Origin of the sequence: Virgibacillus sp. 7505 (genome assembly GCF_002272135.1) — a bacterium.
GTDB lineage: Bacteria > Bacillota > Bacilli > Bacillales > Amphibacillaceae > Terribacillus.
Window position 1 is genome coordinate 76,302 of the sequence record NZ_NPBF01000033.1, and the last position, 24,084, is coordinate 100,385.

The window sequence follows — 24,084 nt, forward strand, 5'->3', positions numbered from 1 at the left end:
CACACGACAGTGTTCACGTTTTAGTTCTTTTCGACGCCTTGCTCCATTGCCTTCCAAGCGAGTGTTGCGCATTTAATGCGTGCCGGGAATTTCGCAACTCCCTGCAATGCTTCCACATCGCCCATTTCCAGATTGCCAGGATCGATTTCCTTACCTAGCATCATATCGGAGAACAGCTGAGACATCCGGAGTGCATCTTCAACGGATTTACCTTTGATGGCTTGTGTCATCATAGAGGCAGAGGACATGCTGATGGAGCAGCCCTCTCCTTCGAATTTCGCATCCTTCACCTTGCCATCCTCCACCTGGAGCTGCAGCTGGATCCGGTCCCCGCACGTCGGGTTATTCATATCGACCACAAGTGCGCCTTCTTCCAGCTTACCACGATTCCGCGGATGTTTATAGTGATCCATGATCACTTGACGGTAGAGTGTATCAAGGTTATTAAAAGACATTTCCGAAAAACTCCTTCGTTTTTGCCAGTCCGCTGACAAGTTTGTCGATATCGTCTTCGGTATTGTAAACGTACATACTTGCACGGGCAGTAGCTGTGACGTCCAGCCAGCGCATAAGCGGCTGTGCACAATGATGTCCGGCACGGACAGCGATACCTTCTGTATCGAGAGCAGTCGCTGTATCATGCGGATGGACACCATCAATATTGAAAGTGACCACTGCAGAGCGTTTGTCTTTCGAAGGACCATAGATGCTCAGCCCCTCGATTCCGCTCATCCGTTCCATCGCATATGCAGTCAGCTTCTGATCATGTGCTTCGATATTATCCAGACCGATTTCAGTCAGGAAGTCAATTGCAGCACCAAGACCGATTGCTCCAGCAATGATAGGAGTACCTCCCTCAAACTTCCAAGGAAGCTCCTTCCATGTTGAATCATACAGATGTACGAAATCGATCATTTCACCGCCGAATTCGACCGGTTCCATATTTTCAAGCAGTTCCTGCTTTCCGTAAAGGACACCGATTCCAGTCGGTCCGCACATTTTATGACCGCTGAAGCAATAGAAATCACAATCGAGATCCTGCACATCCACCTTTAAGTGCGGTGCGCCTTGTGCACCATCAACTAGAACGACAGCATTCTGCCGATGAGCAAGCTCGACGATTTCTTTTATAGGATTAATGGTTCCAAGAACATTGGAAACATGAGTCAAAGCTACGATCTTCGTTTGCGGACCGATCGATTTCTTCACATCTTCCATGTTCAACGTACCATCTTCGTTCAGTTCAAAGTATTTCAATGTTGCTCCGGTCGCTTTGACCGCCTGCTGCCACGGGATGATATTACTATGGTGCTCCATCGGTGTGATGATCACTTCATCACCAGGTTCCAAGTTCGCACGGGCGTAACTGTGTGCAACCGTATTGATTGCTGTCGTTGTACCGCGTGTGAAGATTACTTCCTTGGTGCTTCTGGCATGGATGAATTGCTGCACCTTTTCTCTGGCACCTTCATATTTATCCGTAGCCCGGGTTCCAAGTGTATGCACACCACGGTGTACATTGCTGTTGTCGTTCCGGTAATAGGCATCCACAGCTTCCAATACTTTTATCGGCTTATGGGAAGTTGCAGAGGAATCCAAGTAGACCAGCGGATGTCCGTTGACTTCCTGATGCAGGATCGGGAACTGTTCACGGATAGAGCGGGCATCCATTAGTTTACTTTCCCTTCAATTACCTGAGTCAGCTGATTTTTTACCGTTTCGATCGGCAGCTGGTTAACTACAGGTGCAAGGAATCCATGGATGATTAGACGTTCAGCTTCATGCTTCGTGATTCCGCGGCTCATCAAGTAATAAAGCTGAAGCGGATCTACACGGCCTACAGAAGCTGCGTGTCCTGCCACTACATCATCTTCATCAATCAAAAGAATCGGGTTCGCGTCACCGCGTGCACCTTGGCTAAGCATCAAAACACGTGTTTCTTGGGTTGCATCAGATTTGCTGGCACCATGTTCGATTTTACCGATACCGTTGAATACAGAGCTTGCCTGGTCTTTCATAACACCGTGGGACAAGATGCTTCCAACAGAATTCTTACCGAAGTGAACAATATTCGTCGTGAAGTTCTGGATTTGCTTTCCGCGTCCTACAACTACACTTTTCGCTTCGGAACCGGAGTTATCACCGATCAAGTGTGTGATATGCTCACTGATTGTGTTACCATCGTTCATTTGACCGATCGCCCAGTCAATGCGAGCATCACGGTAAGCTACACCGCGGCGTTTTGCATAGACAGTCGTACCTGCAGCATAGTTATCAACCGCACCATAAGATACGCTGGCATTATCTGCTGCAATGACTTCTGTCACAACGTTTGCGAATGTTGCTTGGTCAGCGTTATGTGAAATGCTGTTTTCAACATATGTTACAGCACTATTCGCTTCCGCAACGATTAATATATGATTGAAGGAAGCTACTTTATCATCTTCCTGCCAGAAAATAGTTTGAAGCGGCTCGTCCACTACAACGTTTTTCGGAACATAGACGAACACTCCGCCGTTCATCAATGCTGCATGCAGAGCAGTCAAACGATTTTCATCAATATTCACAGCATCCTTCATGTAGAATCGCTTCACCAAGTCACCGTGCTGCTGCAGGGCAGTGAAAATATCCGTGAAGATAACACCTTGGTCGCTCCATTTTTCGCTTAGAGCAAGGTATGCTGCACTATTATTACGCTGAATGTAAAGGTTTGGAGCATTATCCGTATCAATCAAAGCCGCCACACTTGCTGGCAGGCTTTCCAACGTATTGATTTTCTCCCCTGCTACTTCATGCACATACGTATCGAAATCCCAGTTCTTGATCCCAGTTTTATCGGGTTTTGGCATGTCCAAAGATTCCGATTGGGAAAGAGCTTGCTGACGAAGTTCCTTCATCCATTCAGGCTCATTGCGGGAACTGGAAAAACGGCTGATATATTCATCATTATATTGTTGCTTCGTTTCAACAGTCATAAGATCCCTCCTCCAGTTTACGCGTTAATTGTTTCGTCTTCGATGTTAAGCTCTTGTTTGATCCAATCGTAACCTTCTGCTTCCAAACGCTGGGAAAGCTCGGATCCGCCGGATTTCACAACACGGCCTTGCATCATAACGTGTACGAAATCAGGCTCGATGTAGTTTAGCAAACGCTGGTAGTGGGTAATAATTAGGCAACCGAAGTTTTCGTCGCGCAGTTTGTTGATACCTTTTGCAACAACTTTCAGCGCATCGATATCCAGACCGGAATCGATCTCGTCAAGGATACCGATTTCAGCTTTCATCATAAGAAGCTGAAGGATTTCATTACGTTTTTTCTCCCCGCCGGAGAAACCTTCATTCAAGTAACGCTGTGCCATGTTCTTATCCATTTCAAGGAAGTCCATCGCTTCGTCCATCTCTTTGATGAATTTCATCAATGGAATCTCGTCGCCTTCTTCACGGCGAGCGTTGATGGAAGAACGAAGGAAGTCAGAGTTTGTTACACCGCTGATTTCACTTGGATACTGCATTGCAAGGAACAGACCCGCACGAGCACGCTCGTCCACTTCCATTTCCAAAACATCTTCCCCGTCCAAAGTGATGCTTCCGCTAGTCACTTCGTATTTAGGATGTCCCATGATCGCGGATGCCAATGTAGATTTACCAGTACCATTCGGTCCCATTACTGCATGGAATTCTCCGCTCTTTATCGTAAGGTTTACACCTTTTAGAATTTCCTTATCTTCAATCGAAACATGTAGGTCTTTGATTTCTAAAACTGAACCTGCCATTTATAAACCCTCCGATAGCTGCTATTTTATAAGTTTCGATAATACGTTATTTAAACACATTATCAATTTATTCTCATTACAATCTTAAAGCATTATTCGACCATTATCAACTTTTTTACTAGATAAAAACACAGTTTTAACATGATCTTCTCCTATTGTATCACACATCCATTTCAACCCAAAAAAATAGCCTCTGCTGAGAATTCCAGCAAAGGCATGAGAATAGTATTTCTTATTTATCGACAGGAAGAATCGCTCCGTCATAATTGTCTTCGATGAACTGTTTGATTTCATCGGAATGAAGGACATCCATCAATTTTTTCAATGCTTCGTTATCTTTATCTTCTGCACGTGCCGCCACGATGTTGCCGTATGGAGAATCTGTACCTTCAAGGATCAATGCGTCTTCAGAAGGCGTAAGACCTGCTTGCAATGCATAGTTCGTGTTGATGACAACTAGCGCATCTTCTTCTGATTCATACGTATCCGGAAGGAAAGCGGGGTCAACATCCATGCTGAATTTCAGGTTTTTCGGGTTATCACCAATATCATCCAAAGTAGCATCTACAGGTTCTACACCATCTTTGATCGTGATAAGACCAGCCTCTTGGAAAATAGATAGGATACGGCCTTGCTCTGCTACGTTACGACCCATGATTACTTCTGTACCATCTTTAATATCATCGACATTCTTGATATTTTTGGAATACACGCCCATAGGCTCCAAGTGAACAGCTCCAAGGCTGATCAGGTCATAGCCAGTATCTGCGTTTGAAGTTTCTAGGTAAGGGATGTGCTGGAAGTAGTTCGCATCCAAGTCGCCGCTTGCCAAGTCGTCGTTCGGAAGTACATAATCCTGATATTCTTCAATCTCAAGATTGACTCCCTCTTTTTCAAGGATAGGCTGCGCTTCTTTAAGAATCTCTGCGTGAGGTGTGCTGGAAGCACCAACTTTGATTGTTGTTGTTTCTTCGTCGCCCGAGCCGCTGCCAGATGAACCGCAAGCTGCCAGGAAGATCATGAAAGCTGCTGATAGAATAACTAATAATGCCTTTTTCAAATGAATCCCTCTCCTTTATCGTTTATCTAGTTTATTTGAAATCAAGTCTCCAATGAATTGGAAGACGAATACAACAATAACGATTAATAGCGTACAGATAAATACAACATCAAACTGACGTCTCTGGAAGCCATAGAAGTAAGCAAAGTCGCCTAATCCTCCTGCTCCGATAACACCTGCTACCGCTGTGGATCCAATCAGCGCAATTGCTGTTACTGTAAGACCAGAAACAAGGGCTGGCATGGATTCTCTCAGCAGTACTTTGAACATAATCGTACTGTTCTTCGCACCCATTGCCTTCGCGGCTTCCACTACCCCGTTGTCCACTTCCTTCAATGCAATCTCGACTAACCGTGCATAGAAAGGCGCTGATCCAATGATTAGCGCGGGCAATGCTGCCTCTGGACCACGGATGGTGCCGACTACAAAATCGGTGAAAGGGAACAGAAGTAATATCAGGATGATAAAAGGTATCGCCCTGAATATGTTGACGACAGCTGCTACAACTCCATAGACAACTTTATTTTCCCACAGCTTCCCTTTACTAGTCAGGTAAAGCAAAAGACCAAGGATGATACCAATGAGGAATGTACCAATCAAAGAAAGGATCGTCATATAGAATGTCTCATAGATGGCTGTATTCAAATCTGCAATATCTACATTCGGGAACCACTTCTCAAACAAGTTCCTGCACCTCCGCTCTCACATTCGCTGCGCGGATGAAGTTCAGTGCCTTCTCCACTTCCTGTTCACTGCCTACCAGCTGCAGGAACAAATTACCGACTGCTCCGGTTTGTGTCTGCAGTACATTTCCTTGCAGGATGTTAATATCAACATCAAATTGTTTCGCAGTCTGGCTGACAACCGTCTGATTGACGTTTTCGCCGGAGAAGGAAAGTTTCACTATCGTACCTGTACCTTCTTTCACTACTGCTGCAGACAAGGAATCATACTGCTCGCTTCCATCCAGCTGCTGGACGAATCGCTTTGTGATATCCTGCTGCGGGTCTTGGAATACATGAGCAGCATCGCCTTCTTCTACCACTTTGCCGGTATCCATTACAGCTACACGGTGGCAGATTTTACGGATAACATTCATCTCATGCGTAATCAATACAATAGTCAGACCGAGTCGTTTGTTGATGTCCACAAGCAAATCAAGGATGGAATCTGTTGTTTCCGGATCCAGTGCGGATGTTGCTTCATCACAAAGCAGCACTTTCGGGTCGTTAGCCAATGCCCTTGCAATGCCGACCCGCTGCTTTTGGCCGCCGCTCAGCTGTGATGGGTAGGCGTTTTCGCGCCCTTTCAATCCGACTAGCTCAATCAGCCGGTCTACTTTTGCTTTTCTTTCTTTTTTCGGCACACCAGCTATTTCTAATGGAAAAGCAATGTTTTGGTGTACAGTACGGGACCACAGCAGGTTGAAATGCTGGAAGATCATCCCGATTTCTTGTCTGGCAAGACGAAGCTCGTTTTTTCGCTGTTTAACGATATCCTTGCCATTGATGATTATTTCGCCGGCGGTCGGTTCTTCGAGACGATTCAGCAGGCGTACGAAAGTACTTTTTCCAGCACCGCTGTAGCCAATCACGCCGAAGATTTCACCCGACTCAATCGTAAGATTAAGCTGATCGACCGCTGTAATATTCTGTTTTTTTGTGCGATATGTCTTGGAGAGGTTTTTGATAGTGATCAATATCCGCTCCTCCTTCCTCATGTGGCTTTATAACCATAAAAAAAGCGTCTTCTTGTCCTGAGAACAAAAAGACGCATCTGCGTTCGATAATTGTTCTCTCATCTGTACAGGTTTCCCTGCAGGAATTGGCACCATACAGGAAAACCTGTGGTTGCCGGGCTTCATCGGGCCAGTCCCTCCGCCACTCTTGATAAGAGTTTGGTATATGATTGCTAAAAGGAGTTTAGCATCTAGTTAATAATCTTGTCAACATATTTTACATACTTCCTTGAGCTCCCAGAAATAGTAGTGCCTCCACAAGTAAAATATGCTGATAATCCCCCTCCACCACTTGCCTGTGACAGATACTGCGAAGCTGCACCTCGCCGCTAAGGAGCTCCTGCAATGTCTGCTCATCGGTACGTATATGTAAAATGCCATAAGGCTTGGAAGCTGGTGTCGTGAGGCTGCTTCTATCTATATGCAAATCGAAATGGGCATCCTCCCATTCAATGAAGACCTTCAGCCGCTTGTCATTACATAAAGGCAGCAAATCCTCCCTCACCTCGATCTGATGCTTGAGCTTTGTCAGTTTTTCGATGATCATCCGCCATCCCCTCCATATACTGTATTTGGCTCTTCTCGTTCTGATTTCCTGCAAGAAAAAACAGCTTTCCGGAAAGGAAAGCTGTTTTTATTCACTCAGCGTCTTGGCCAGCATATGCTGGACGGAATGAAAAGCGTATATTTTTTCCTGAACTTCACCTTGTTTGAAGGTAATGAGACAAGGCACACTTTCAATCTGATGTTCCTGCATGAAATCAGGAAAGAGAGAGGCGTTCAGTTTATGATAGTATTCCTGGCCCATCATTGCCTCCACCGCAAGGAGCATTTTTTCAGCAAGCTGACATGTGCCGCAAAAAGGCGTGTGCACAAATATCCTTGCTTGCTCCTGGTGTATAACGGACTGGACCTCCGTTTTGATAATGTTGATAATTCATCCCTTCTTTCTTCAGACGAGGAAGAATGGATGCACCATGATACTTCTGCTAAGCAGGGCTGTGGCCAATTCTGGGGCCGGGGTCGCCGCTACCTCTCGATAGGTTCTGTCTACGTAAATATGCTGGGCATGCGGCAGCTCTCGTGCTAACTGTTTTCGCAGCTTATGACCAGCGCTGTCCTCATCCACCATAATATATACTTGCTTGTGATCCAAGTCATAGTCATACAACAGCTGTTCCAGCCGCTCGATGCCCAATGTTCCATTGGTGCAGATGATCGTCACTTCCTCATCGATGATCTTCCTTATCTGCTCTTTATCCGAGCGTCCTTCTACGATAATGACTTTTTCTTCATCACCCATACTGGCATCACCTATTCTGATCGATATTTGATTGCTTTCTTGCCCGAGCCCCCGAATAAAGGCAGCTTAGCAATGAACGCTTGCCATAGTATATGAAAAGAGACCGCCGCCCTTGCTAACAGATATCAACAAGGACCCAAAAAATTAATCCTCTTTAATCCGTCCTTCGTAATCCTCAACAGAAAGCAAGCTCTCATACGCTGCTTCATCGTCTGTTTCCACTACGATCATCCATGCTTTCTCGTATGGGGATTCATTTACGAACTCAGGGCTGTCGTCCAAATCTTCGTTCACTGCTACGACTTTACCGCTAATCGGAGCATACAGCTCTGAAACTGTTTTAACAGATTCGACGCTGCCGAATGGCTCGTCTGCTTTCAATTCGTCACCAACTGATGGAAGTTCCACGAACACGATGTCTCCGAGTTCATCCTGGGCGAAGTCGGTAATACCGATTCGATATTGATTGCCTTCTTCTTTTTTAATCCATTCATGTTCCTCAGTATAACGTAGATCTTTCGGTAAGTTGCTCATTTTTATTCCTCCACCTATTTTCTACAAGAATAGCTAACATATTTACTATAAGAGGTAATAGATAAAATTACCACCGTTTCTGCTTAATTCGAAGCAGTCACAGTTTCGTACACTTCCGGTTTGAAACCTACCGCTGACGCCTTCTCCCCAACTAATAGCGGTCGCTTGATCAGCATACCGTTTTCGGACAGCCATGACTTGAGCTGGGCATCATCTGCCTCTTTGATTTTCTCTTTATAGCCGCCCTCCCGGTATACCTTTCCGCTCGTATTAAACAGTTTGGTAAGCGGCAATCCGCTTTTATCCGCTGCTTCTTGCAGGATCTCCGGACTTGGCGGGTTCTCTACGATATGTATCGCTTCATAGGGTACGTCATTCGCATCCAGCCATTTCTTTGCATTTTTACATGTACTGCAATTCGGGTACCAATAAAATCGGAACATACAGATCTCCTTCCTTTTCATACTGCTATTTTAGCATAGTCCTTTGCATCTTTCGCACAGAATAATCGCCAGGATCCCGGGTACGATAAAAAGGAAAAAGGAGGGATCCCATGCCAGCAGAAAATCAGCAAAATGTTATGCTGCAGCCGCCAGAAATGATCTCAGAAAAAGACTTACTGTACTTGAGCGATATGCTCAACTGGAACTTGAATGCCGCAAAAAAGGCACAGCATGCTGCCGGTGAAGTGCAGCTGACAGATGCCCAGGAAGCGCTGCACACTATCGGCCAGATGCATCAGCGCCATTATGATATGTTACTGGAGCATTTGAAGACAAAACCGCTCAATTAAGGAGGGAACGTTATGCCAGAGAATCAAAAAATAGAAAATCCCCAGACACCAGTCCCGACAACGCAGAACATGAATGACCGGGATCATGTCACTGATCTGCTTGCTACCGAAAAGTATATGACAGCTTCTTACAGCACGGCACTCAACGAAATGAGCAATCAGTCGTTATATGAAACAGTAGCTCGTATGTTCAAGGAGACACAGGACTCCCAGCGTAATTTGTATAACCTGATGTTCCAGCATGGGTGGTACAGCCTGGAGCAAGCTCCGCAGCAAAAAGTGGAACAGGCTTATCAGCAATTCAGCAAAACACGACAAGAACTTCCCTATACATGACACAGACGGACAATCAGCTGCTGATTGTCCTTTTTTAACCAATCCAAAAAAAATATTGACGCAGAGGATACAAACCCGTAATATACTTGCATGTGCAACTATTTGAGCTATCTGAAAGGAGCGGACCATGAGCAGGACACAAGACGAGTTAGGACTGCTTTTATCCCGGACATACTTATCCTTGAAACGGGAAACGTCCCGCATGCTTCAACAGTTTGAACTGACACCAGAACAATTCTCCCTTATTGCGGAATTGGACAAGCAGGATAACATCACCCAAAAAGAGCTTGCCGACTTAACGGAAAGAGAGCAGACCACCGTTACGAAGATAGTCGATAAACTTGTCAAAAAGGGACTGGTCACCCGCGGACATGATCTCCACGACCGCCGGGCAATCCGTTTGCAAATTACAGCAGAAGGCCGGGATCTGGTCAAAGATATCAAACCGAAGATAGAAGAAATCGAAAATCATGCTTATTTAGGTTTCCAACGGAAGGATATAGAATTGCTGCATACTCTGATTCGAAAGCTGCATCAGAATTTGCAGTGATTTTTTTCGCTAAATACATGCACGTGCAACTAATATAGAATGGAGTTTTTATTTTGCGTTTACAACCTTTGCGGGAAATGCTTAAAATCCCGAATACGAAAGTGGGCATGGCTTTTGCCATACTTGTCCCATTACTATTTTCCGTCATCTGGCTGACAGGCTATCATGATGCAACAAATCATCTGGACCGCTTGCATGTTGCTGTCGTCAATGAAGATGGCGAACAGGCCAATGCATTGGCAGAACAAATGTTGGATAGTATGCCATTTGATGCGGATCTTGCTTCTTATGATGAAGCAAAGAAACAGCTGGATAAAAATGATATTACGATGCTGATTGTCATTCCGGAAGCATTCACCGAAAACTTAGCCAAACAGAGTGACACGACATTACAATTCTACTTGAACAGCTCCAACTCACAGGTTGCTTTATCGGCAGCTGAAAGTACAGCAAGACAAATGACGGACTCTATAGCTGGTTCCAATGTACAAGCAGAAATCATCAAAGAAAATCACATTGATAACTTCGCAACCAGTATGGTACCGATGATCCTTGGTTTCATCATCTTCATCGCTGTCATGACAATGAATATCCAAATGAACATTGTCACACAAATCCTGAGTCGTAAATTCGGCAAATGGCAGCTCTTCTGGAATAAACAGCTGCTTTTACTGATTATCGGTCTTGTCGTAACGACGATTATCGTAACGATTCATGCACTTGCAAACGATACAGCTGCTTCCTACATGCAGCTATGGGGATTCGAGCTGCTAGTTGTCTTTGCCTGCATCGCTTTCACACAGATGAGCTTTGCTATTTTCGGCAATGCTGGTGCTTTATTCAACGTTGCTATGATTCCGTTCCAATTGATGGCTGCCGGAAATATCATTCCGACAGACCTATTGTCTCCTATATTCCGTGTAATAGGCGCTATACTGCCAGCTTCTAATGGGGTGCAAGGCTTCACTCAGCTAATTTACGCCGGAGAAAGTGTACCATCAACTATCCTCCATCTTGGATTGATCTTGATTATCACGTTCTTACTTACATGTGCAGCATTAATGCTGAAAAAACAGCAGCCTGTTCAGTTTGTTAAAAAAGACGGAAAAGCTGCAGCAGTATAAAAAGAAACCTCCGCATGCAGAATGCGGAGGTTTTTCTTATGCTACTACTTCATAACCTTGTTCTTCGATTGCTTCTTTCATATCATCTTTCGTCACTAATGTATCATCATACACAACATCGACTTTTCCGCTGGCCAAATCCACGTCCACTCCTTGAATTCCTTCCAGTTCTCCTAGTGCTCCTTTGACTGCTTTCTCACAATGTCCGCAAGTCATCCCGTTTACTTGTAATGTCATTTCCATGTCTTATCTCTCCTTTAATTGTCTTTTCAATCGTAAAGCATTTGCTACCACACTGACAGAACTGAAGGCCATTGCTGCTCCAGCCAGCCATGGTGCCAGCAGACCGATTGCCGCAACTGGTATACCCGCACTGTTATATGCAAGTGCCCAAAATAAATTCTGTTTGATGTTGCGTATTGTTTTCGCACTATACCCTAATGCTTTTGGTACGAGTTTGAGGTCTCCGCCAAGGATGGTCACTCCTGCAGCTTCTATTGCAACATCTGTGCCGGTGCCGATGGCAATTCCGATATCAGCGGCTGCCAATGCAGGTGCATCATTGATGCCGTCCCCTACCATCGCGACAGTAAAACCTTCCTGCTGCAGAGCCGCAATTCGATCTGCCTTTCCAGTGGGAAGCACACTGGCAAAAACGGTGTCGATCCCAACTTTCGCCGCTATGCTGTCAGCTGTTCGCTGATTATCCCCTGTCAGCATGACTGTCCGGATACCTTGTGATTTCAATTGTTTAATAGCTTCTGCTGCATCTGGTTTAACGGCATCACTGACGGCGATGATTGATTCTATCTTTTTTTCTGCAGCAAGGTACATGACAGTCTTTCCGTCTTTTTCTAACGTATCAGCCTGGAGCTTAAAGTCTTCAAGCGGCACATTATTTTCTGACATGAGTGCACTATTCCCAATTAGAATAGGAGTCCCTTCAACTATTCCTTTGATACCCCTGCCAGGTATATTCTCAAACGTTTCCGCTTCCTTGACTGGAAGACTATGCTCTTCCCCGTATTGAACAAAAGACTGGGCAAGCGGATGCTCCGATTGTTTTTCGAGCGCAATCGCTTCAGACAAGTGGTGCGTGTCACCCAAAATATCTGTCACCTGCGGTCTTCCTTGGGTGATTGTGCCAGTTTTATCGAAGACGACAGCATTTACCTTATATGCTGTCTCCAGCTGTTCGCCGCCTTTGAACAAGATGCCTGCTTCTGCTGCTTTGCCTGTGCCAACCATGATGCTTGTCGGAGTAGCGAGTCCCAGTGCACAAGGGCATGCGATTACCAATACAGCGATAGCTGCTGTCAAAGCTGGAGCCATCTCCCCTGGATTCACCAGGAGGATCCATACTGCAAATGTAAGTATACTAATTACTATAACTGCCGGAACGAAAAACGAAGAAACGCGATCGGCAAAGCGCTGGATAGGTGCTTTGGATCCTTGAGCACGTTCTACTGCACGAATGATTTCCGCAAGAACCGACTCTTCATTTGAATGTGTCACTTTTACTTGGATTGTTCCATTTCCATTGACTGTAGCACCTGCTACCTTATCACCAATATCTTTGCTGACTGGAATACTTTCTCCAGTGAGCATCGATTCGTCAACATGGGTACTGCCTTTCACAATGATGCCATCTGCAGGAAGTTTCTCTCCAGGGCGTACAATAACGATATCACCTTGCACCAGCTCTGCAGCCGCAATTTTCTCTTCCTGTTCCCCACGCAATACGGTCGCTTCTTTCGCCTGTAAGCCGACGAGGGAAGTGATTGCTGTAGTAGTTCGCCCTTTCGCCACCTTTTCCATATATTTACCAAGAAGAATCAAGGTGATCAAAATGGCACTCGTCTCGAAATAAAGCGCAGGCATATGTCCGCTGCCTTGAAAACGAATTACTTCATATAAACTGTAGAAATATGCTGCACTTGTGCCAAGCGCAACAAGCACATCCATATTAGCGGACCCGCTGCGTAAGCTATGATAAGCTCCTCTGTAAAATTGCCAGCCGATCAAAAATTGAACCGGTGTAGCCAATAATAGCTGCACCCACGGATTCATAAGGATATGCGGTACTTCATACAAGCCCAAATGTCCGCCCATTGTAGCGAGCAGCGGCAAAGATAGCAAAGCGGATAGCAGTAGTTTCATTTGCATCATCCGGATACCTTTGTCTCTGGCTTGCTCATTTTCTTCCCTGGATTTACGCGGGCTTGCATCATAGCCTAATTTCCGGATACGCTCGATAAATTCATCTGTACCTGTAAGCAGGGGATTATAGCGAATGGCTGCCGTCTCTCCAGCCAGGTTGACAACAGCATGCTGGATGCCCTCCTGCTTGTTCAGCACCTTCTCGATTCTTGCTGAACAGGCAGCGCAAGTCATTCCTTTTATATCTAGGGAAACTTCCTCAGGTTCCACTCCGTAGCCTAGCTTTTCAATCTTACCTGTTAAATCTGTTTCATCCACCTGGTTCGGATCAAAAGAGATTGCTGCCTTTTCTGTTGCCAAATTGACATTGGCCTCTACCGTATCCATCTTGTTCAACACTTTTTCGATACGGGTTGCACATGCAGCACAAGTCATACCGGTAATGGGTACTGTTACTTGCTTCTTCTCCATATGGACCGCCTCCTATTTGCCGAATTGCTGCAGTACTTTCATCAATTCATCGATGGCCTCATCCCCATCTCCATGCTGAATTGCATGGGAAACACAATGCTTCATATGTCTTTCGGTAACTGCGGCTCCGGTTTTTTTCAGTGCCGCCTGAATAGCTGATATTTGAACAAGGATATCCACACAATATCTATCTTCCTCGACCATGTTCTGAAGTCCTCTAACTTGCCCCTCGATTCGTTTGAGCCGATTAACAAGCGCTTGCTTCTCTGTCGTAGTCCTTGATTTGACTGGCTTTTTATCTGAATGTTCCATAGCACACCTCCTTTATACCCCCTATAGGTATACAAATATAATATACCCCCACCAGGTATATGTCAACAATTTGATTTTAAATCGAAACGATTATGATTTACAAATCGAAATGATTACGATAGAATAAGTCTTTGTGAAGAAGTACGTGATTAGAAAGGTGATAGAAAATGACATCTATCCTTCAAATAGATACTATTAATTTCTCATATGAACAGAAGGCTGCCTTGCGCGAGGTATCCCTTCAAGTAAAAAAAGGTGACTTCCTCGGTTTGATCGGTCCAAACGGCGGGGGTAAAACAACATTGATCAAGCTGGCACTTGGAATACTGCAGCCTAATAATGGCTCCATCCAACTTTTTGGACAGTCTGTTTCTTCCTTTAAGGACTGGAATAAAGTCAGCTTTGTATCCCAAAAGGCGAATGCCTTCAATAAAGGTTTCCCAGCTACTGTTTTCGAAGTAGTCGCAATGGGGCTTACCCCGAAGATCGGTTATTTCCGCAGATTCTCCGCTAAGCACCGGGCCGCTGTAAAGCAAGCTGTTGCGCAAGTGGATATGAGCGATTATCTGCACGAAAATATCAGCAGTTTGTCCGGAGGCCAGCAGCAGCGCGTTTTCATCGCCAGAGCGCTTGTAAGCCAGCCGGAATTGATCATACTTGATGAGCCGACTGTTGGAATCGACCACGCCAATGTGAAAGGCTTCTATGAATTATTGCAGCGGCTGAATGAGGAAAAAGGACTTACCTTAGTGATGATCACGCATGATTTGGCTGGGATTGCGCATTATGCATCCAAACTTGTTTATTTGGATCAGCAAGTCCAATACGAAGGCAGCCCAGAACAATTCAGCCTGCCTGAAACCGATTTACAAGTATTGCGAGGTATTCATGCATGATTGCTGATTTTCTTCAATTTGAATTTTTACGAAATACACTATATACCGGTCTGCTAATCGGCTTGATTGCTCCATTACTCGGCTGCTTCATCGTCGTACGCAGACTGTCTCTGATTGCGGATGCCCTATCGCATGTAACCTTAGCCGGTATTGCATTCGGACTGTTGCTGGAGAAAAAGCTGGCAACTCCTGTGATCACACCGTTTTATGCGGGTCTTGGGTTCTCGGTTGCAGCATCACTGCTAATCGAGAAGCTTCGCAGCATGTTCCGTAACTTCCAAGAAATCGCTATTCCGATCATCCTTTCCGGAGGAGTCGGATTGAGTGTTATTTTCATATCTTTGGCTAATGGTTTTACAACGGATCTGTTTTCTTATTTATTCGGATCCGTATCTGCTGTCAGCAGTGAAGACCTGCGTGTTATTGTGATCATCTCGATCATTGTCCTGCTAGTCATCGGATTCTTGTACAAGCAGCTGCTTGTGCTTTCCTTTGATGAAGAGCATGCGCGTGTCAGCGGCTTGCATGCAAGAGCAATCCATTTCATCTTCATGCTGCTGACTGCCCTTGTCATTGCAGCGAGCATCCGGATCGTTGGTGTGCTGCTCGTCTCTGCCTTGATGACAATACCTGTAGCAGCGGCCATCCGTCTGGCAAAAGGCTTCAAATGGGCAATGATACTGGCTATCCTCTTCGGGGAGACATCCGTTATTGTCGGCCTCTTCTCTGGTTATTATTTTGAAATACCGCCAGGGGGTACCATTGTTGTCGTATCGATCCTGATTCTTCTGTTGAGTTTCATCATTCAAAAGCTGCTGCTTGCCAACAAACGAAAAGCGGCTTTCGAGAAAGGAGTTTCCTGATATGCAAGTGGACGAAGGTATTGCGATCCTGAAGGAAAATGGTCATAAATATACAGATAAACGCGCAGATATCCTAGCTTATTTTATCCATGCCAAAGGATATCGAAGTGCAAAAGCACTGCTTGCTTTCATGGAGACTAGCTATGCTGGTATCAGCTTGGATACGATCTATCGCAATCTCCGTCTTTTCGAACAGCTGGAGCTGCTCGAATCCCGTGAAAAAAACGGAGAAAAGCTGTTTAAAATTGCTTGCAGAAGCGGCACGCATCACCATCATTTCATTTGTGAAAGCTGCGGACTGACCAAACCGCTCCAGAAATGTCCGCTCCCAGTTTACACAGAAGAACTTGCGGATTATCATGTAAATACACACGCTTTCGAGCTTTATGGTCTTTGCCCGACGTGTCACAATCGATAAGGAGTCGATATATATGCCAATCATTACAGTTAAAATGCTGGAAGGCCGAACGGATGAACAAAAAGAACAAATGATCAAGAAAATGACCGACGTGATGGTCGAGACAACTGGCGCTCGCGCAGAAGCAGTTTCCATCATCATTGAGGAAATGAACAAGGCAAATTACGGAGTTGCCGGAAAACGTCTATCTTAATAGAAAGCAGCATGCTCAGGTGAGCATGCTGCTTTTTTGCTATCGATTGCTTGTCATCATAATAAGAGCATATCTATCAGCAATATAAATTGGATTCAGAGGGATCACTTCGTAGTTGTCCTGCTCTCCTCCCACTAGATCGTAGACTAAAAAAGCGATATCAGCCAATGTATTGGCTGCTGAGTTGGTAAATGCCACGACGTATATTCCGGGTGATTTGGCAATCCGAGCCTTCTCCACAAGATGTGCAGTTTTAACAGGAATGAGAAAGCATTTGGATTGTTGCTGTCATTTAAACATGGCTCACCAGCTGGAAATTGGAATTCATAAAGGCTAATGATAAGAAGAAACTCTATGAAGAGGAAGAAATATATTTCAGTATACTGATCAGCCTACTTAGTAAATGTATACGTATACGTTTACTAATATTCATAATCTTTGGTACAGTATCCCTTCTGAATTGAGATTCGCTTAAGGAGCTATCTCTATTTATGAATCAGTATCAGTATGCAGCTGGCAACTGTAGAATTTTTAAAAGCAGAAAACTTCTACTGGCTGGTCTTGTAATTAGTTGTACGCCTTCAATAATAAAAAAGCCACCCATTAGGTGACTTGATCTCGATTACTTATTCATCTAATCTTTTAAGTTTCCAATCTATGATCCAATTCACCGCAACCAATATCAGTGTTAATGAAAGGACAATGTCAGTTATTGTCTGAAACGTGCCTCCAAAAGGATAGTCACGCTGTATAAGGTAAAGAATTATTAATACTGGAAAGCTATATTTTGGTAGGTTATCCCACAAACGTTTCATAGTGATTTCAACTCCTTTAGCTTTGCGTAGAATGATGGCTATTTATTTTTTAAAAACAGGTACCAACCGTGATACATGATTTTACCATATTTCATATTTCTATTTCTATCCTACTTTCTATATATCGCCAACAATTAAATTGGGCAAAATTCTTTTTATCATGCAGGAGGTATGTTAAAGTACTAATGAGAGAAATACTAATCATTAGAGGTGCAACCATGGAGAAAAACCCGCATAATCTTAAATTAGAGGATCACTTATGTTTCTCATTGTATGCCTGTTCACGGGCTATCTTACGACTATATCGCCCTTACCTAGATAAACTTCAACTCACTTATCCTCAGTATCTAGTCTTAGTTACTCTGTGGGAGAAACCACAAAGAACAATTAAAGATCTGGGCGAAGTGCTTAATCTTGATACAGGTACACTGTCTCCACTACTCAAACGTATGGAAGCTGCCGGTCTCATTGAGCGCCGCCGTGACAAAGTGGACGAACGAGTCATGAACATATTTATTACGGAAGCAGGCGAAGCTTTACAGGAGAAGGCAACTTGTGTTCCGCAATCCTTATTCGACGCATCGGGATTGAATACTAAGGAATTGAATGAAATAAATGAAAGAATCACGCATCTTTTACATCATCTGGATGAAACAGCTGATGTATAGATGCAACTGAAGGCTAACTTTTAAAGATGATCTCCGTATTGAATAGGGATCATCTTTTTTTAAATTCATTGATATCTGTAGCTATTGTATTAACTCATATACTGCTTTATTTTCTGTTTTAGTGATCTAGTGTCGTACATATTCTAATATTGGCCTTGTCCTTAAAATGACCCAAGATTGATTCTTGAGGGCCTTATCCCCCTCAGTTTCCACGCCTGGACATAGATTGGCGCATTCCTAGAGTTATTCACTAAATTTTTGGAAGGCAGGGTGTATATAGTGGGTACCTTGATTAATGAAAATCAAGGCATATGCTGCCTTTGCTTCATCCAACGAGATTTTAACATATAATGCTTTAAATTGATTGTCGATCGATTTAGCTATAGACACCCTCCTAAAATTAATGACAATAAGGATTGTTTTCGCACTCTTAATGTGCAGAGTGTACTGTATCGTAAAATAATCCCCATCTGAATAACAGATAGGAATTATTTACGAATAAAATCATTTACTCTATAGAATCTGATTCAGTAGTATTCAAAAATTGGATCAATTCCGTGTTGAACTCCTCAGCGTGCGTCACATTAAACCCATGAGGACCACCTTTAATTACCACAAGCTGGCTGTTCGAAATGCGTTCATGCGCTTTTTGTCCGCTTACTTCCAATGGAACAACGGCATCTGAATCACCGTGAATAACTAGTGTTGGTACGTTGAATTTATCTAAATCACCACGGAAATCTGTTTTACTAAACGCTGCGATACAGTCTAGTGTGCCCTTTGGTGAAGCGAATGATGCGATATCACGATTATATAATCGGAATTCTTCGCTCACTAGATCCGTTCTGTCCCCAGATGCGAAGAAGTTCGTCGTAAATTTATCGAGGAATGCAATTCGATCTGCCTTTACTCCATCTTGTAAGCCTTTGATTACTGCATCGTCAAATCCACCGTCTGGGTTATCCTCAGTTTTGTAAAGATACGGAGGTACGGCCCCTGCTAGTACAGCTCTTGATACACGCTCTGTTCCGTAAGTACCGATGTAACGAGAAACCTCGCCTCCACCCATTGAGAAGCCAACCAATGTTACCTTCTGAAGGTCAAGATGCTCCAGTAACTTATGTAGATCTGCCGCAAACGTATCATATTCATACCCATTCCATGGCTGTGAAGACTGCCCGAATCCACGTCGATCATACGTAATTACTCGGTAACCAGCTTCAACTAATGCTGGTACTTGTTTTTCCCACGATCTCCCACTAAGTGGCCAACCATGAATTAACACTACTGGTTTTCCAGAACCTATGTCCTCAAAGTGAAGCTCAATCGGTGCACCATTTTCGAATCCTACTGTAAGTTTACTCATTTAGATTCCTCCATTATTCACATTTTAGTTTCACAAAATAATATTGTGCGCAATATATTTCGTGTTTTCATCTTACTTCCTACACGAAATATTGTCAACAATTAAATTTTGCAAAATACTTTTTTGTTATTCAGGAGGCCTATTAAATTACTATAGCTATAAAAATGCTCGGTATAATCTAAATCATCTGGATGGAATGGTAATACGACCGTTACTGAAAGCCCATTGTTGAGTTATCTTTAAAACCCTAGTTTTTTGTCAGCTCCTATCCATCCCATGTCTCTGCATTCTTATAGATTGGTGAGTAACTGGAATAACCAATCGAGGGAATTATTCCAGTACTATGTGATTACAATACGTAAGGGTATTCAGACAGAGACTTGCAGAGGCTCCGTATTCAGCTACTAATCAACTTCACACAGTAAAGCCTTCATTTTTATGCAATAGGAGTACCGTTTGGTATTTCAGTATCTGGCTTTAATAGAATAACATCTCCTTTTTCCGGGACTCCTCCCAAAACTAATACCTCCGATTTGAAACCGGCAATACGCCGAGGAGGCAAATTGATGATTCCAATGATTTGCTTTCCTACAATTTGCTTTACATTGTAACGCTTAGTTATTTGTGCACTTGAGGATTTCATTCCGATTTCCTTTCCAAAATCAATCTTAAGCTTTATCGCAGGGATTTTGGCCTCTTCAAAAAACTCCGCTTCCTTAATTGTTCCGACACGAATATCAAGTGCTGTAAAATATTCGATAGATGCCACGATTTGCCTCCTCCACTAAAGTTTCTAAACCACTCGGATTTGCAATTTACTGCGCCGGACGAAACGGTTGCAGAAGTCGAATCCCCTCCTCAATGGATCCCTCCATCAGTTCTAAGAGCTGGGGCACCAGTTCCTGCATCCGGGGTGCGTTCAGGTGCCGATCGAGAGCATCTCGGTTTTCCCACCGCTCGTAGATGATAAATGTGCCCGGCTGACCTTCTACCTCGTGAGCCTCGTATTCAATATTGCCCAGGTCGTTGCGCGACGGGGTGATAGCAGCAGTCATGAATGCCTTCATCTCGGCTTCTCTTCCTGACTTAGCTCTCGCCTCCCATAGTACAGTAACGTAACGGTTCTTTGTATCGTTCATGATAATTCCTCCCCTAATTTATAAAAACTTCGTTCGATTATGCTTGGAATTCCAGTGGCTTAGTGGCTTATTTTCATGCTGTTATAAGAGTTCAAAAGAACGATTAAAGCCTTGGCCCGCAAGAACATCTTGACGAACCACATCTAAACGACGCGTTTGATATTACCCAAAGCTTCGTCTATCTTCCCTACCTAAACCATGTTTTAAATTGTTTTGTGACATCAATTAATTCTCCCGTTACTGCAATTTCATCTGGTTGCGGAGCATCCAATCGAGTAGTTTGTCCGGGAGAATGCGGACTAGCCGAATTAGCAGTGCCGAATCGCGACCAACCGTATAGCGAGTGCGCGGCTTACTTACGTGGATCGCTCGTGAAACCACTGCTGCCACTTTCTCGGGGCTGATACCGTCCGTTGCCCATGTTTCAGCCTGAACCTTTACGGCATCAAAAAGGCGGTCATGTCGTCTGTGCTGATCTGGCGTCATTAACTTGGCCAGCCGCGCCGCTGTCGTAATCCCTTGTTCCGATAGGCCAGTGCTGACCCCACCCGGAGTAATCATGATAACCTTTAATCCAAACGAGGACATTTCCCTGCGAAGACTGTCATTGATTGCTTCCATAGCATACTTTGCAGCCGAATAAATTCCGAAACCGGGCATGGAGACCTTCCCCCCAATGGAACCGATATTGACCACACGCCCACCGCTGTTCAGCAAAGCTGGGGTAAGCGCCTGAATAACCGCGACCTGTCCTATCACACTGACTTCGATCTGGCGGCGGAATTCATCGAGCGGAACCATCTCGAGTGGTGCATTCACGGCAATGCCGGCATTGTTGACCACTGCCCGCAAAGGGCGACCAAGCGGATCTTGTGCCACCCTTTCGGCCAGGGCCTTTAGTGTATCGATTTTGGTAACGTCGACGATTACCGGCTCGATATTTTTGCGTTTGATTTTGTCAGCATCTTCCTGACGACGAACCCCCGCCAAAACGTGAAATCCTTCAGCGGCGAGCTGCTCCGCGGTAGCTCTACCGATGCCGCTGGACGTACCTGTGACGATGACCAGTTCTTGAGTTTTGAATGGCATAGTAACCCTCCTAGGGTGGATAAAATATAAATCACTGTATAGCAGTGCTATATCAGCATTATAGCACCGCTATACAAATCTGTCTATAGCAGTGCTATATACTTTTTGGAAGGGTAAACCCTGCAGTTCGAAACATCGTTTTGACGGGCGTTGGGTGATACACGATGTGTCACATTTCACCTGTTACACCACGAATCCTATAGAAATCCTTCAAATATAAAAAAAACCGCCATCCTCCTGGGGGCCAGGTTGGATAGCGATCTTTTTTATGTGTCTTCTGAATTAGGGCTCGAATCGGCGTCCGGGTTACGGATCAAAATAATCTGCATTACGCTTTCTCTAATGAGATCTACAACATTGGGCTTTGGGGGAGGTGCTTTGCGAATTTGAGCCGTCACATACAGCCAAGAGGCTGTATTGGCGGAAGCCCAAACCAGATCAGCCGCGGCTTGGACTGACACAGCCAGTTTGCCTTCATCGGCGACTCTCTGAATATTTTGCACTAGTGCTTGGTACGACTGATCAGCCGCCTCGATATGGGCCCCCTCGAGCAACCGCCCCATCATCGCCGCATAAATCCGAGGACGGGCTGCCGCGAAGCTGACATAGTCATCCCATCCTTGACGAAGAGCCATCTCTGGAATAGTAGACTCCACAGCGGCAATCTTGCTTTCAAATAACTGTTTGAATGCTTCCGCTATAGCTGCACTCAGGAGTCCATCGGCATTACCGAAATGGTGGTAAAGTGTAGGAGCAGTAACCTGCGCGATTGCAGTTACGGCTCGCGTCGAAAATTGGGTTCCGCCCTCCTCTTCGAGTACCCTAAGAGCAGCTGCCAATATTTTGTCATATGTGTTCATATTGTCTATTATAACAGCGCTATACATGTATGTCCATGTTGAAAGTTCTATGCCTGTAACCATAATACCTGTCGCGGAAACAAGATGGGCGCATACCTGCATATGAGAGCGATTTCTTCATGATTCCAGTATAGCTGACGAATAACTGCTTTCTAGTATTACGCTTAGGTAAGTAACGTGTTTCATTCGAAAAAAACAGTGTGCGATTACGCACACTGTTCCAATCACAAAATCACTTCCTCCAGCACTTTCCTCTCCTCTTGATCAAAAAGGTTTTTGCCTTCCGTCTGCTGGACCTGCTTCTGCATATAACTTTCTATCAATTTGGCTTCTTCTTTATTACCGACGAGGTGGATGCTTTTCCATTCTCTATCTTTTGCGAGCTTATCAAGGTCAGGTGCAAGAGATTTGTACCAGCGCTTCTGGTTAGCTTCCAAGCGGTTCTCGATCGTGTCCTTCTTCGATCCTTTTCCGCCTTTCCCTTTAATGGACAATGCCCGCTGCGGGCTAGCCTGCACCTTCCATTTCTCGGTGTCTACATCCATCTCATATATCTTTGTGTCATTTATCTTCCCTAGGACGGCATCGATTACTTTGACTTGATTTCTTTGCACCAGAATGACGCCTGACTCTGGGAATTTTTCATACAGAGCCTGAAATTGATCCAGCTTCGGCTCATCTTCCCAGTGAAATTCTGTCGTGACTGGCATTTGGAGGCATTCCGCAAACCAAATATCATCCGCAGATGCAAACACGACACAGCTTTTTTTCATGCTTTGACCGTTATCCTCCAGGAACGCTTTCACCTTATCCTTCACTTTCAAGAATTGCTCCAGCTCCTGGGGGTCGTTCTTGAGATATGTTTCGAAGTTCTTCAATCCATTCTTTACGTGAATCTTCCATTCGCCACCTGTCTGATCACGGTTGGCAGGATCCGTATTCACATACATGCTAAGTACTTTCTGAGGATGGCGCTTGGCTTTTTGTGCGAGTTTCTCCATGTCCTTTGCGTAACACAAACTGCAATCACTCCTCTTACAAATTTGCTTAGTAAAGTAAAACTAGCATATAGCACTACATACCACATACAAGCTGATTGAAACGTTAAAAAGGAAGGAAATAAGGGAATGATGTTAAGATCGAACTATGTTACCTGAAGGCTGTGATAAATCATGTTAAAAAGGACCCGCACACAAATCCTGCAATTTACGTCTATTGGCGTTCTTAACGCAGCAGTTGACCTAGTCGTACTCAATATATTACTACTTATCTGGCCGACGAAGAATAATCTCCTGCTGCTGCTTTTCAATACCATCAGTTATTTAGTATGTATTTGGAACAGTTATTATTGGAATACGAGGTTTACGTTCCGCAAGCAGAAAAAATCAAGCAAAGCAGAGAAAAGTCTGTTCTTTGCGCAAGCTTTAGTTGCATTAGTGATCAGCAATCTTGTTTTCATCGCGGGTCTAGCTGTCCTCCGAGCAATTACGTTTGTATCCTTCCCGGCATATATTGATAATAATATAGCCAAAGGAGCAGCCATGTTCCTCTCTTCGGCCAGCAGCTTCCTATTCATGAAATACATTGTGTTCAAGAGAAAAAAATAGGCGTACACCATGCGGTA

The 24,084-nt window shown here is 44.4% G+C and carries 32 protein-coding genes and 1 riboswitch; of the genes, 10 read left to right on the forward strand and 22 right to left on the reverse strand.

The window, feature by feature from the left end; all coding sequences use genetic code 11:
• Positions 1–20: 20 nt before the first annotated feature.
• The 12 genes from sufU to CHH91_RS15475 form a co-directional block, all read right to left on the reverse strand.
• Complete coding sequence (gene sufU / locus CHH91_RS15420) at positions 21–455, reverse strand: Fe-S cluster assembly sulfur transfer protein SufU (RefSeq protein ID WP_095224338.1); 435 nt, start codon at positions 453–455, stop codon at positions 21–23.
• A complete protein-coding gene (locus CHH91_RS15425; protein ID WP_095224339.1) occupies positions 445–1,671 on the reverse strand; it encodes a cysteine desulfurase in 1,227 nt (408 codons plus the stop codon). The genes sufU and CHH91_RS15425 overlap by 11 nt, the downstream gene beginning before the upstream one ends.
• Positions 1,671–2,975, reverse strand: a complete 1,305-nt coding sequence (gene sufD, locus CHH91_RS15430; protein ID WP_095224340.1) for a Fe-S cluster assembly protein SufD — start codon at positions 2,973–2,975, stop codon at positions 1,671–1,673. The genes CHH91_RS15425 and sufD overlap by 1 nt, the downstream gene beginning before the upstream one ends.
• Positions 2,976–2,992: 17 nt before the next feature.
• Positions 2,993–3,772, reverse strand: a complete 780-nt coding sequence (gene sufC, locus CHH91_RS15435; RefSeq protein ID WP_095224341.1) for a Fe-S cluster assembly ATPase SufC — start codon at positions 3,770–3,772, stop codon at positions 2,993–2,995.
• Between the two features lie 232 nt (positions 3,773–4,004).
• On the reverse strand, positions 4,005–4,832 hold the full coding sequence (locus tag CHH91_RS15440) for a MetQ/NlpA family ABC transporter substrate-binding protein (protein WP_286160804.1): 828 nt from the start codon (positions 4,830–4,832) through the stop codon (positions 4,005–4,007).
• 15 nt (positions 4,833–4,847) lie between these two features.
• Positions 4,848–5,516: a methionine ABC transporter permease gene (locus tag CHH91_RS15445; protein WP_176465813.1), complete on the reverse strand. Its 669-nt coding sequence runs from the start codon at positions 5,514–5,516 to the stop codon at positions 4,848–4,850.
• Positions 5,509–6,531, reverse strand: coding sequence for a methionine ABC transporter ATP-binding protein (locus CHH91_RS15450; RefSeq protein WP_095224342.1), 1,023 nt, complete (start codon positions 6,529–6,531; stop codon positions 5,509–5,511). The genes CHH91_RS15445 and CHH91_RS15450 overlap by 8 nt, the downstream gene beginning before the upstream one ends.
• 95 nt (positions 6,532–6,626) lie before the next feature.
• Positions 6,627–6,728, reverse strand: a riboswitch (SAM riboswitch).
• 59 nt (positions 6,729–6,787) lie between these two features.
• Positions 6,788–7,117 carry a hypothetical protein gene (locus CHH91_RS15455; RefSeq protein WP_095224343.1) on the reverse strand — a complete coding sequence of 110 codons (330 nt, stop codon included), beginning with the start codon at positions 7,115–7,117 and terminating at the stop codon, positions 6,788–6,790.
• Positions 7,118–7,204: 87 nt separating this feature from the next.
• The gene (locus tag CHH91_RS15460) at positions 7,205–7,507 is read right to left on the reverse strand and encodes a thioredoxin family protein (RefSeq protein WP_353615332.1); all 303 of its coding nucleotides are present in this window, start codon (positions 7,505–7,507) and stop codon (positions 7,205–7,207) included.
• A 15-nt stretch (positions 7,508–7,522) separates the two neighbouring features.
• Positions 7,523–7,873, reverse strand: coding sequence for a ribonuclease M5 (locus CHH91_RS15465; RefSeq protein WP_038564869.1), 351 nt, complete (start codon positions 7,871–7,873; stop codon positions 7,523–7,525).
• A 144-nt stretch (positions 7,874–8,017) separates the two neighbouring features.
• Positions 8,018–8,407 (reverse strand): glycine cleavage system protein GcvH, encoded by a 390-nt coding sequence (gene gcvH / locus CHH91_RS15470; RefSeq protein ID WP_093725748.1) that lies wholly within the window; start codon positions 8,405–8,407, stop codon positions 8,018–8,020.
• A gap of 83 nt (positions 8,408–8,490) precedes the next feature.
• Positions 8,491–8,850 (reverse strand): arsenate reductase family protein, encoded by a 360-nt coding sequence (locus CHH91_RS15475; protein ID WP_095224345.1) that lies wholly within the window; start codon positions 8,848–8,850, stop codon positions 8,491–8,493.
• A 110-nt stretch (positions 8,851–8,960) separates the two neighbouring features.
• On the opposite strand from CHH91_RS15475, the gene CHH91_RS15480 reads away from it, so the two are divergent.
• The 4 genes from CHH91_RS15480 to CHH91_RS15495 all read left to right on the forward strand — a co-directional run bounded on the left by CHH91_RS15480 (position 8,961) and on the right by CHH91_RS15495 (position 11,210).
• Positions 8,961–9,200, forward strand: a complete 240-nt coding sequence (locus CHH91_RS15480) for a hypothetical protein (protein WP_095224346.1) — start codon at positions 8,961–8,963, stop codon at positions 9,198–9,200.
• 12 nt (positions 9,201–9,212) lie between these two features.
• Entirely contained in the window at positions 9,213–9,536 is a 324-nt protein-coding gene (locus tag CHH91_RS15485) for a spore coat protein (RefSeq protein WP_095224347.1), read from the forward strand.
• Positions 9,537–9,663: 127 nt separating this feature from the next.
• Positions 9,664–10,086 carry a MarR family winged helix-turn-helix transcriptional regulator gene (locus tag CHH91_RS15490; protein WP_095224348.1) on the forward strand — a complete coding sequence of 141 codons (423 nt, stop codon included), beginning with the start codon at positions 9,664–9,666 and terminating at the stop codon, positions 10,084–10,086.
• Positions 10,087–10,139: 53 nt separating this feature from the next.
• Positions 10,140–11,210 (forward strand): YhgE/Pip domain-containing protein, encoded by a 1,071-nt coding sequence (locus CHH91_RS15495; RefSeq protein ID WP_286160805.1) that lies wholly within the window; start codon positions 10,140–10,142, stop codon positions 11,208–11,210.
• A 36-nt stretch (positions 11,211–11,246) separates the two neighbouring features.
• Here CHH91_RS15495 and copZ read toward each other — a convergent pair whose 3' ends face one another.
• Genes copZ through CHH91_RS15510 form a run of 3 tightly spaced genes read right to left on the reverse strand, consistent with a single transcriptional unit; the run spans position 11,247 to position 14,153 of the window.
• A complete protein-coding gene (gene copZ / locus CHH91_RS15500) occupies positions 11,247–11,453 on the reverse strand; it encodes a copper chaperone CopZ (protein ID WP_095224349.1) in 207 nt (68 codons plus the stop codon).
• Between the two features lie 3 nt (positions 11,454–11,456).
• Positions 11,457–13,841 (reverse strand): heavy metal translocating P-type ATPase, encoded by a 2,385-nt coding sequence (locus CHH91_RS15505; protein ID WP_095224350.1) that lies wholly within the window; start codon positions 13,839–13,841, stop codon positions 11,457–11,459.
• A gap of 12 nt (positions 13,842–13,853) precedes the next feature.
• A complete protein-coding gene (locus CHH91_RS15510) occupies positions 13,854–14,153 on the reverse strand; it encodes a metal-sensing transcriptional repressor (RefSeq protein WP_095224351.1) in 300 nt (99 codons plus the stop codon).
• A gap of 167 nt (positions 14,154–14,320) precedes the next feature.
• Here CHH91_RS15510 and CHH91_RS15515 point away from each other — a divergent pair, with 167 nt between their 5' ends.
• From CHH91_RS15515 to CHH91_RS15530, 4 genes are read left to right on the forward strand one after another with little or no spacing between them, the layout of a single operon-like run.
• Entirely contained in the window at positions 14,321–15,049 is a 729-nt protein-coding gene (locus CHH91_RS15515) for a metal ABC transporter ATP-binding protein (RefSeq protein ID WP_095224352.1), read from the forward strand.
• Positions 15,046–15,912 carry a metal ABC transporter permease gene (locus tag CHH91_RS15520; RefSeq protein ID WP_095224353.1) on the forward strand — a complete coding sequence of 289 codons (867 nt, stop codon included), beginning with the start codon at positions 15,046–15,048 and terminating at the stop codon, positions 15,910–15,912. The genes CHH91_RS15515 and CHH91_RS15520 overlap by 4 nt, the downstream gene beginning before the upstream one ends.
• Before the next feature lies 1 nt (position 15,913).
• The gene (locus tag CHH91_RS15525; RefSeq protein WP_095224354.1) at positions 15,914–16,330 is read left to right on the forward strand and encodes a Fur family transcriptional regulator; all 417 of its coding nucleotides are present in this window, start codon (positions 15,914–15,916) and stop codon (positions 16,328–16,330) included.
• A 13-nt stretch (positions 16,331–16,343) separates the two neighbouring features.
• Complete coding sequence (locus CHH91_RS15530) at positions 16,344–16,523, forward strand: 2-hydroxymuconate tautomerase (RefSeq protein ID WP_038564843.1); 180 nt, start codon at positions 16,344–16,346, stop codon at positions 16,521–16,523.
• Between the two features lie 39 nt (positions 16,524–16,562).
• Here the strand turns inward: CHH91_RS15530 and CHH91_RS20640 are convergent, their stop codons facing one another.
• Complete coding sequence (locus tag CHH91_RS20640; RefSeq protein WP_176465814.1) at positions 16,563–16,721, reverse strand: hypothetical protein; 159 nt, start codon at positions 16,719–16,721, stop codon at positions 16,563–16,565.
• Positions 16,722–17,556: 835 nt separating this feature from the next.
• Here CHH91_RS20640 and CHH91_RS15540 point away from each other — a divergent pair.
• On the forward strand, positions 17,557–18,006 hold the full coding sequence (locus CHH91_RS15540) for a MarR family winged helix-turn-helix transcriptional regulator (RefSeq protein ID WP_095224449.1): 450 nt from the start codon (positions 17,557–17,559) through the stop codon (positions 18,004–18,006).
• A gap of 508 nt (positions 18,007–18,514) precedes the next feature.
• Here the strand turns inward: CHH91_RS15540 and CHH91_RS15545 are convergent.
• From CHH91_RS15545 to CHH91_RS15570, 6 genes are all read right to left on the reverse strand, one after another.
• Positions 18,515–19,372 carry an alpha/beta fold hydrolase gene (locus CHH91_RS15545; RefSeq protein WP_095224356.1) on the reverse strand — a complete coding sequence of 286 codons (858 nt, stop codon included), beginning with the start codon at positions 19,370–19,372 and terminating at the stop codon, positions 18,515–18,517.
• A gap of 436 nt (positions 19,373–19,808) precedes the next feature.
• Positions 19,809–20,141, reverse strand: a complete 333-nt coding sequence (gene csaA, locus CHH91_RS15550) for a chaperone CsaA (RefSeq protein ID WP_095224357.1) — start codon at positions 20,139–20,141, stop codon at positions 19,809–19,811.
• Positions 20,142–20,187: 46 nt separating this feature from the next.
• On the reverse strand, positions 20,188–20,511 hold the full coding sequence (locus tag CHH91_RS15555; RefSeq protein ID WP_095224358.1) for a putative quinol monooxygenase: 324 nt from the start codon (positions 20,509–20,511) through the stop codon (positions 20,188–20,190).
• 237 nt (positions 20,512–20,748) lie between these two features.
• Positions 20,749–21,600: an SDR family NAD(P)-dependent oxidoreductase gene (locus tag CHH91_RS15560; protein WP_095224359.1), complete on the reverse strand. Its 852-nt coding sequence runs from the start codon at positions 21,598–21,600 to the stop codon at positions 20,749–20,751.
• A 266-nt stretch (positions 21,601–21,866) separates the two neighbouring features.
• Positions 21,867–22,460 (reverse strand): TetR/AcrR family transcriptional regulator, encoded by a 594-nt coding sequence (locus CHH91_RS15565; protein WP_095224450.1) that lies wholly within the window; start codon positions 22,458–22,460, stop codon positions 21,867–21,869.
• 224 nt (positions 22,461–22,684) lie between these two features.
• Positions 22,685–23,479, reverse strand: a complete 795-nt coding sequence (locus CHH91_RS15570) for a VLRF1 family aeRF1-type release factor (protein ID WP_286160806.1) — start codon at positions 23,477–23,479, stop codon at positions 22,685–22,687.
• A 153-nt stretch (positions 23,480–23,632) separates the two neighbouring features.
• Here CHH91_RS15570 and CHH91_RS15575 point away from each other — a divergent pair, with 153 nt between their 5' ends.
• Complete coding sequence (locus CHH91_RS15575; protein ID WP_095224360.1) at positions 23,633–24,067, forward strand: GtrA family protein; 435 nt, start codon at positions 23,633–23,635, stop codon at positions 24,065–24,067.
• The last annotated feature ends 17 nt before the right edge of the window (positions 24,068–24,084 follow it).

What these genes read in the sequence shown, in the direction of transcription:
- sufU (WP_095224338.1), bottom strand. Translation starts at nt 455, where the DNA reads ATGTCTTTTAATAACCTTGATACACTCTACCGTCAAGTGATCATGGAT.
- CHH91_RS15425 (WP_095224339.1), bottom strand. Translation starts at nt 1,671, where the DNA reads ATGGATGCCCGCTCTATCCGTGAACAGTTCCCGATCCTGCATCAGGAA.
- sufD (WP_095224340.1), bottom strand. Translation starts at nt 2,975, where the DNA reads ATGACTGTTGAAACGAAGCAACAATATAATGATGAATATATCAGCCGT.
- sufC (WP_095224341.1), bottom strand. Translation starts at nt 3,772, where the DNA reads ATGGCAGGTTCAGTTTTAGAAATCAAAGACCTACATGTTTCGATTGAA.
- CHH91_RS15455 (WP_095224343.1), bottom strand. Translation starts at nt 7,117, where the DNA reads ATGATCATCGAAAAACTGACAAAGCTCAAGCATCAGATCGAGGTGAGG.
- CHH91_RS15465 (WP_038564869.1), bottom strand. Translation starts at nt 7,873, where the DNA reads ATGGGTGATGAAGAAAAAGTCATTATCGTAGAAGGACGCTCGGATAAA.
- gcvH (WP_093725748.1), bottom strand. Translation starts at nt 8,407, where the DNA reads ATGAGCAACTTACCGAAAGATCTACGTTATACTGAGGAACATGAATGG.
- CHH91_RS15475 (WP_095224345.1), bottom strand. Translation starts at nt 8,850, where the DNA reads ATGTTCCGATTTTATTGGTACCCGAATTGCAGTACATGTAAAAATGCA.
- CHH91_RS15480 (WP_095224346.1), top strand. Translation starts at nt 8,961, where the DNA reads ATGCCAGCAGAAAATCAGCAAAATGTTATGCTGCAGCCGCCAGAAATG.
- CHH91_RS15485 (WP_095224347.1), top strand. Translation starts at nt 9,213, where the DNA reads ATGCCAGAGAATCAAAAAATAGAAAATCCCCAGACACCAGTCCCGACA.
- CHH91_RS15490 (WP_095224348.1), top strand. Translation starts at nt 9,664, where the DNA reads ATGAGCAGGACACAAGACGAGTTAGGACTGCTTTTATCCCGGACATAC.
- copZ (WP_095224349.1), bottom strand. Translation starts at nt 11,453, where the DNA reads ATGGAAATGACATTACAAGTAAACGGGATGACTTGCGGACATTGTGAG.
- CHH91_RS15505 (WP_095224350.1), bottom strand. Translation starts at nt 13,841, where the DNA reads ATGGAGAAGAAGCAAGTAACAGTACCCATTACCGGTATGACTTGTGCT.
- CHH91_RS15510 (WP_095224351.1), bottom strand. Translation starts at nt 14,153, where the DNA reads ATGGAACATTCAGATAAAAAGCCAGTCAAATCAAGGACTACGACAGAG.
- CHH91_RS15515 (WP_095224352.1), top strand. Translation starts at nt 14,321, where the DNA reads ATGACATCTATCCTTCAAATAGATACTATTAATTTCTCATATGAACAG.
- CHH91_RS15520 (WP_095224353.1), top strand. Translation starts at nt 15,046, where the DNA reads ATGATTGCTGATTTTCTTCAATTTGAATTTTTACGAAATACACTATAT.
- CHH91_RS15525 (WP_095224354.1), top strand. Translation starts at nt 15,914, where the DNA reads ATGCAAGTGGACGAAGGTATTGCGATCCTGAAGGAAAATGGTCATAAA.
- CHH91_RS15530 (WP_038564843.1), top strand. Translation starts at nt 16,344, where the DNA reads ATGCCAATCATTACAGTTAAAATGCTGGAAGGCCGAACGGATGAACAA.
- CHH91_RS15540 (WP_095224449.1), top strand. Translation starts at nt 17,557, where the DNA reads ATGGAGAAAAACCCGCATAATCTTAAATTAGAGGATCACTTATGTTTC.
- CHH91_RS15545 (WP_095224356.1), bottom strand. Translation starts at nt 19,372, where the DNA reads ATGAGTAAACTTACAGTAGGATTCGAAAATGGTGCACCGATTGAGCTT.
- CHH91_RS15555 (WP_095224358.1), bottom strand. Translation starts at nt 20,511, where the DNA reads ATGAACGATACAAAGAACCGTTACGTTACTGTACTATGGGAGGCGAGA.
- CHH91_RS15560 (WP_095224359.1), bottom strand. Translation starts at nt 21,600, where the DNA reads ATGCCATTCAAAACTCAAGAACTGGTCATCGTCACAGGTACGTCCAGC.
- CHH91_RS15565 (WP_095224450.1), bottom strand. Translation starts at nt 22,460, where the DNA reads ATGAACACATATGACAAAATATTGGCAGCTGCTCTTAGGGTACTCGAA.
- CHH91_RS15575 (WP_095224360.1), top strand. Translation starts at nt 23,633, where the DNA reads ATGTTAAAAAGGACCCGCACACAAATCCTGCAATTTACGTCTATTGGC.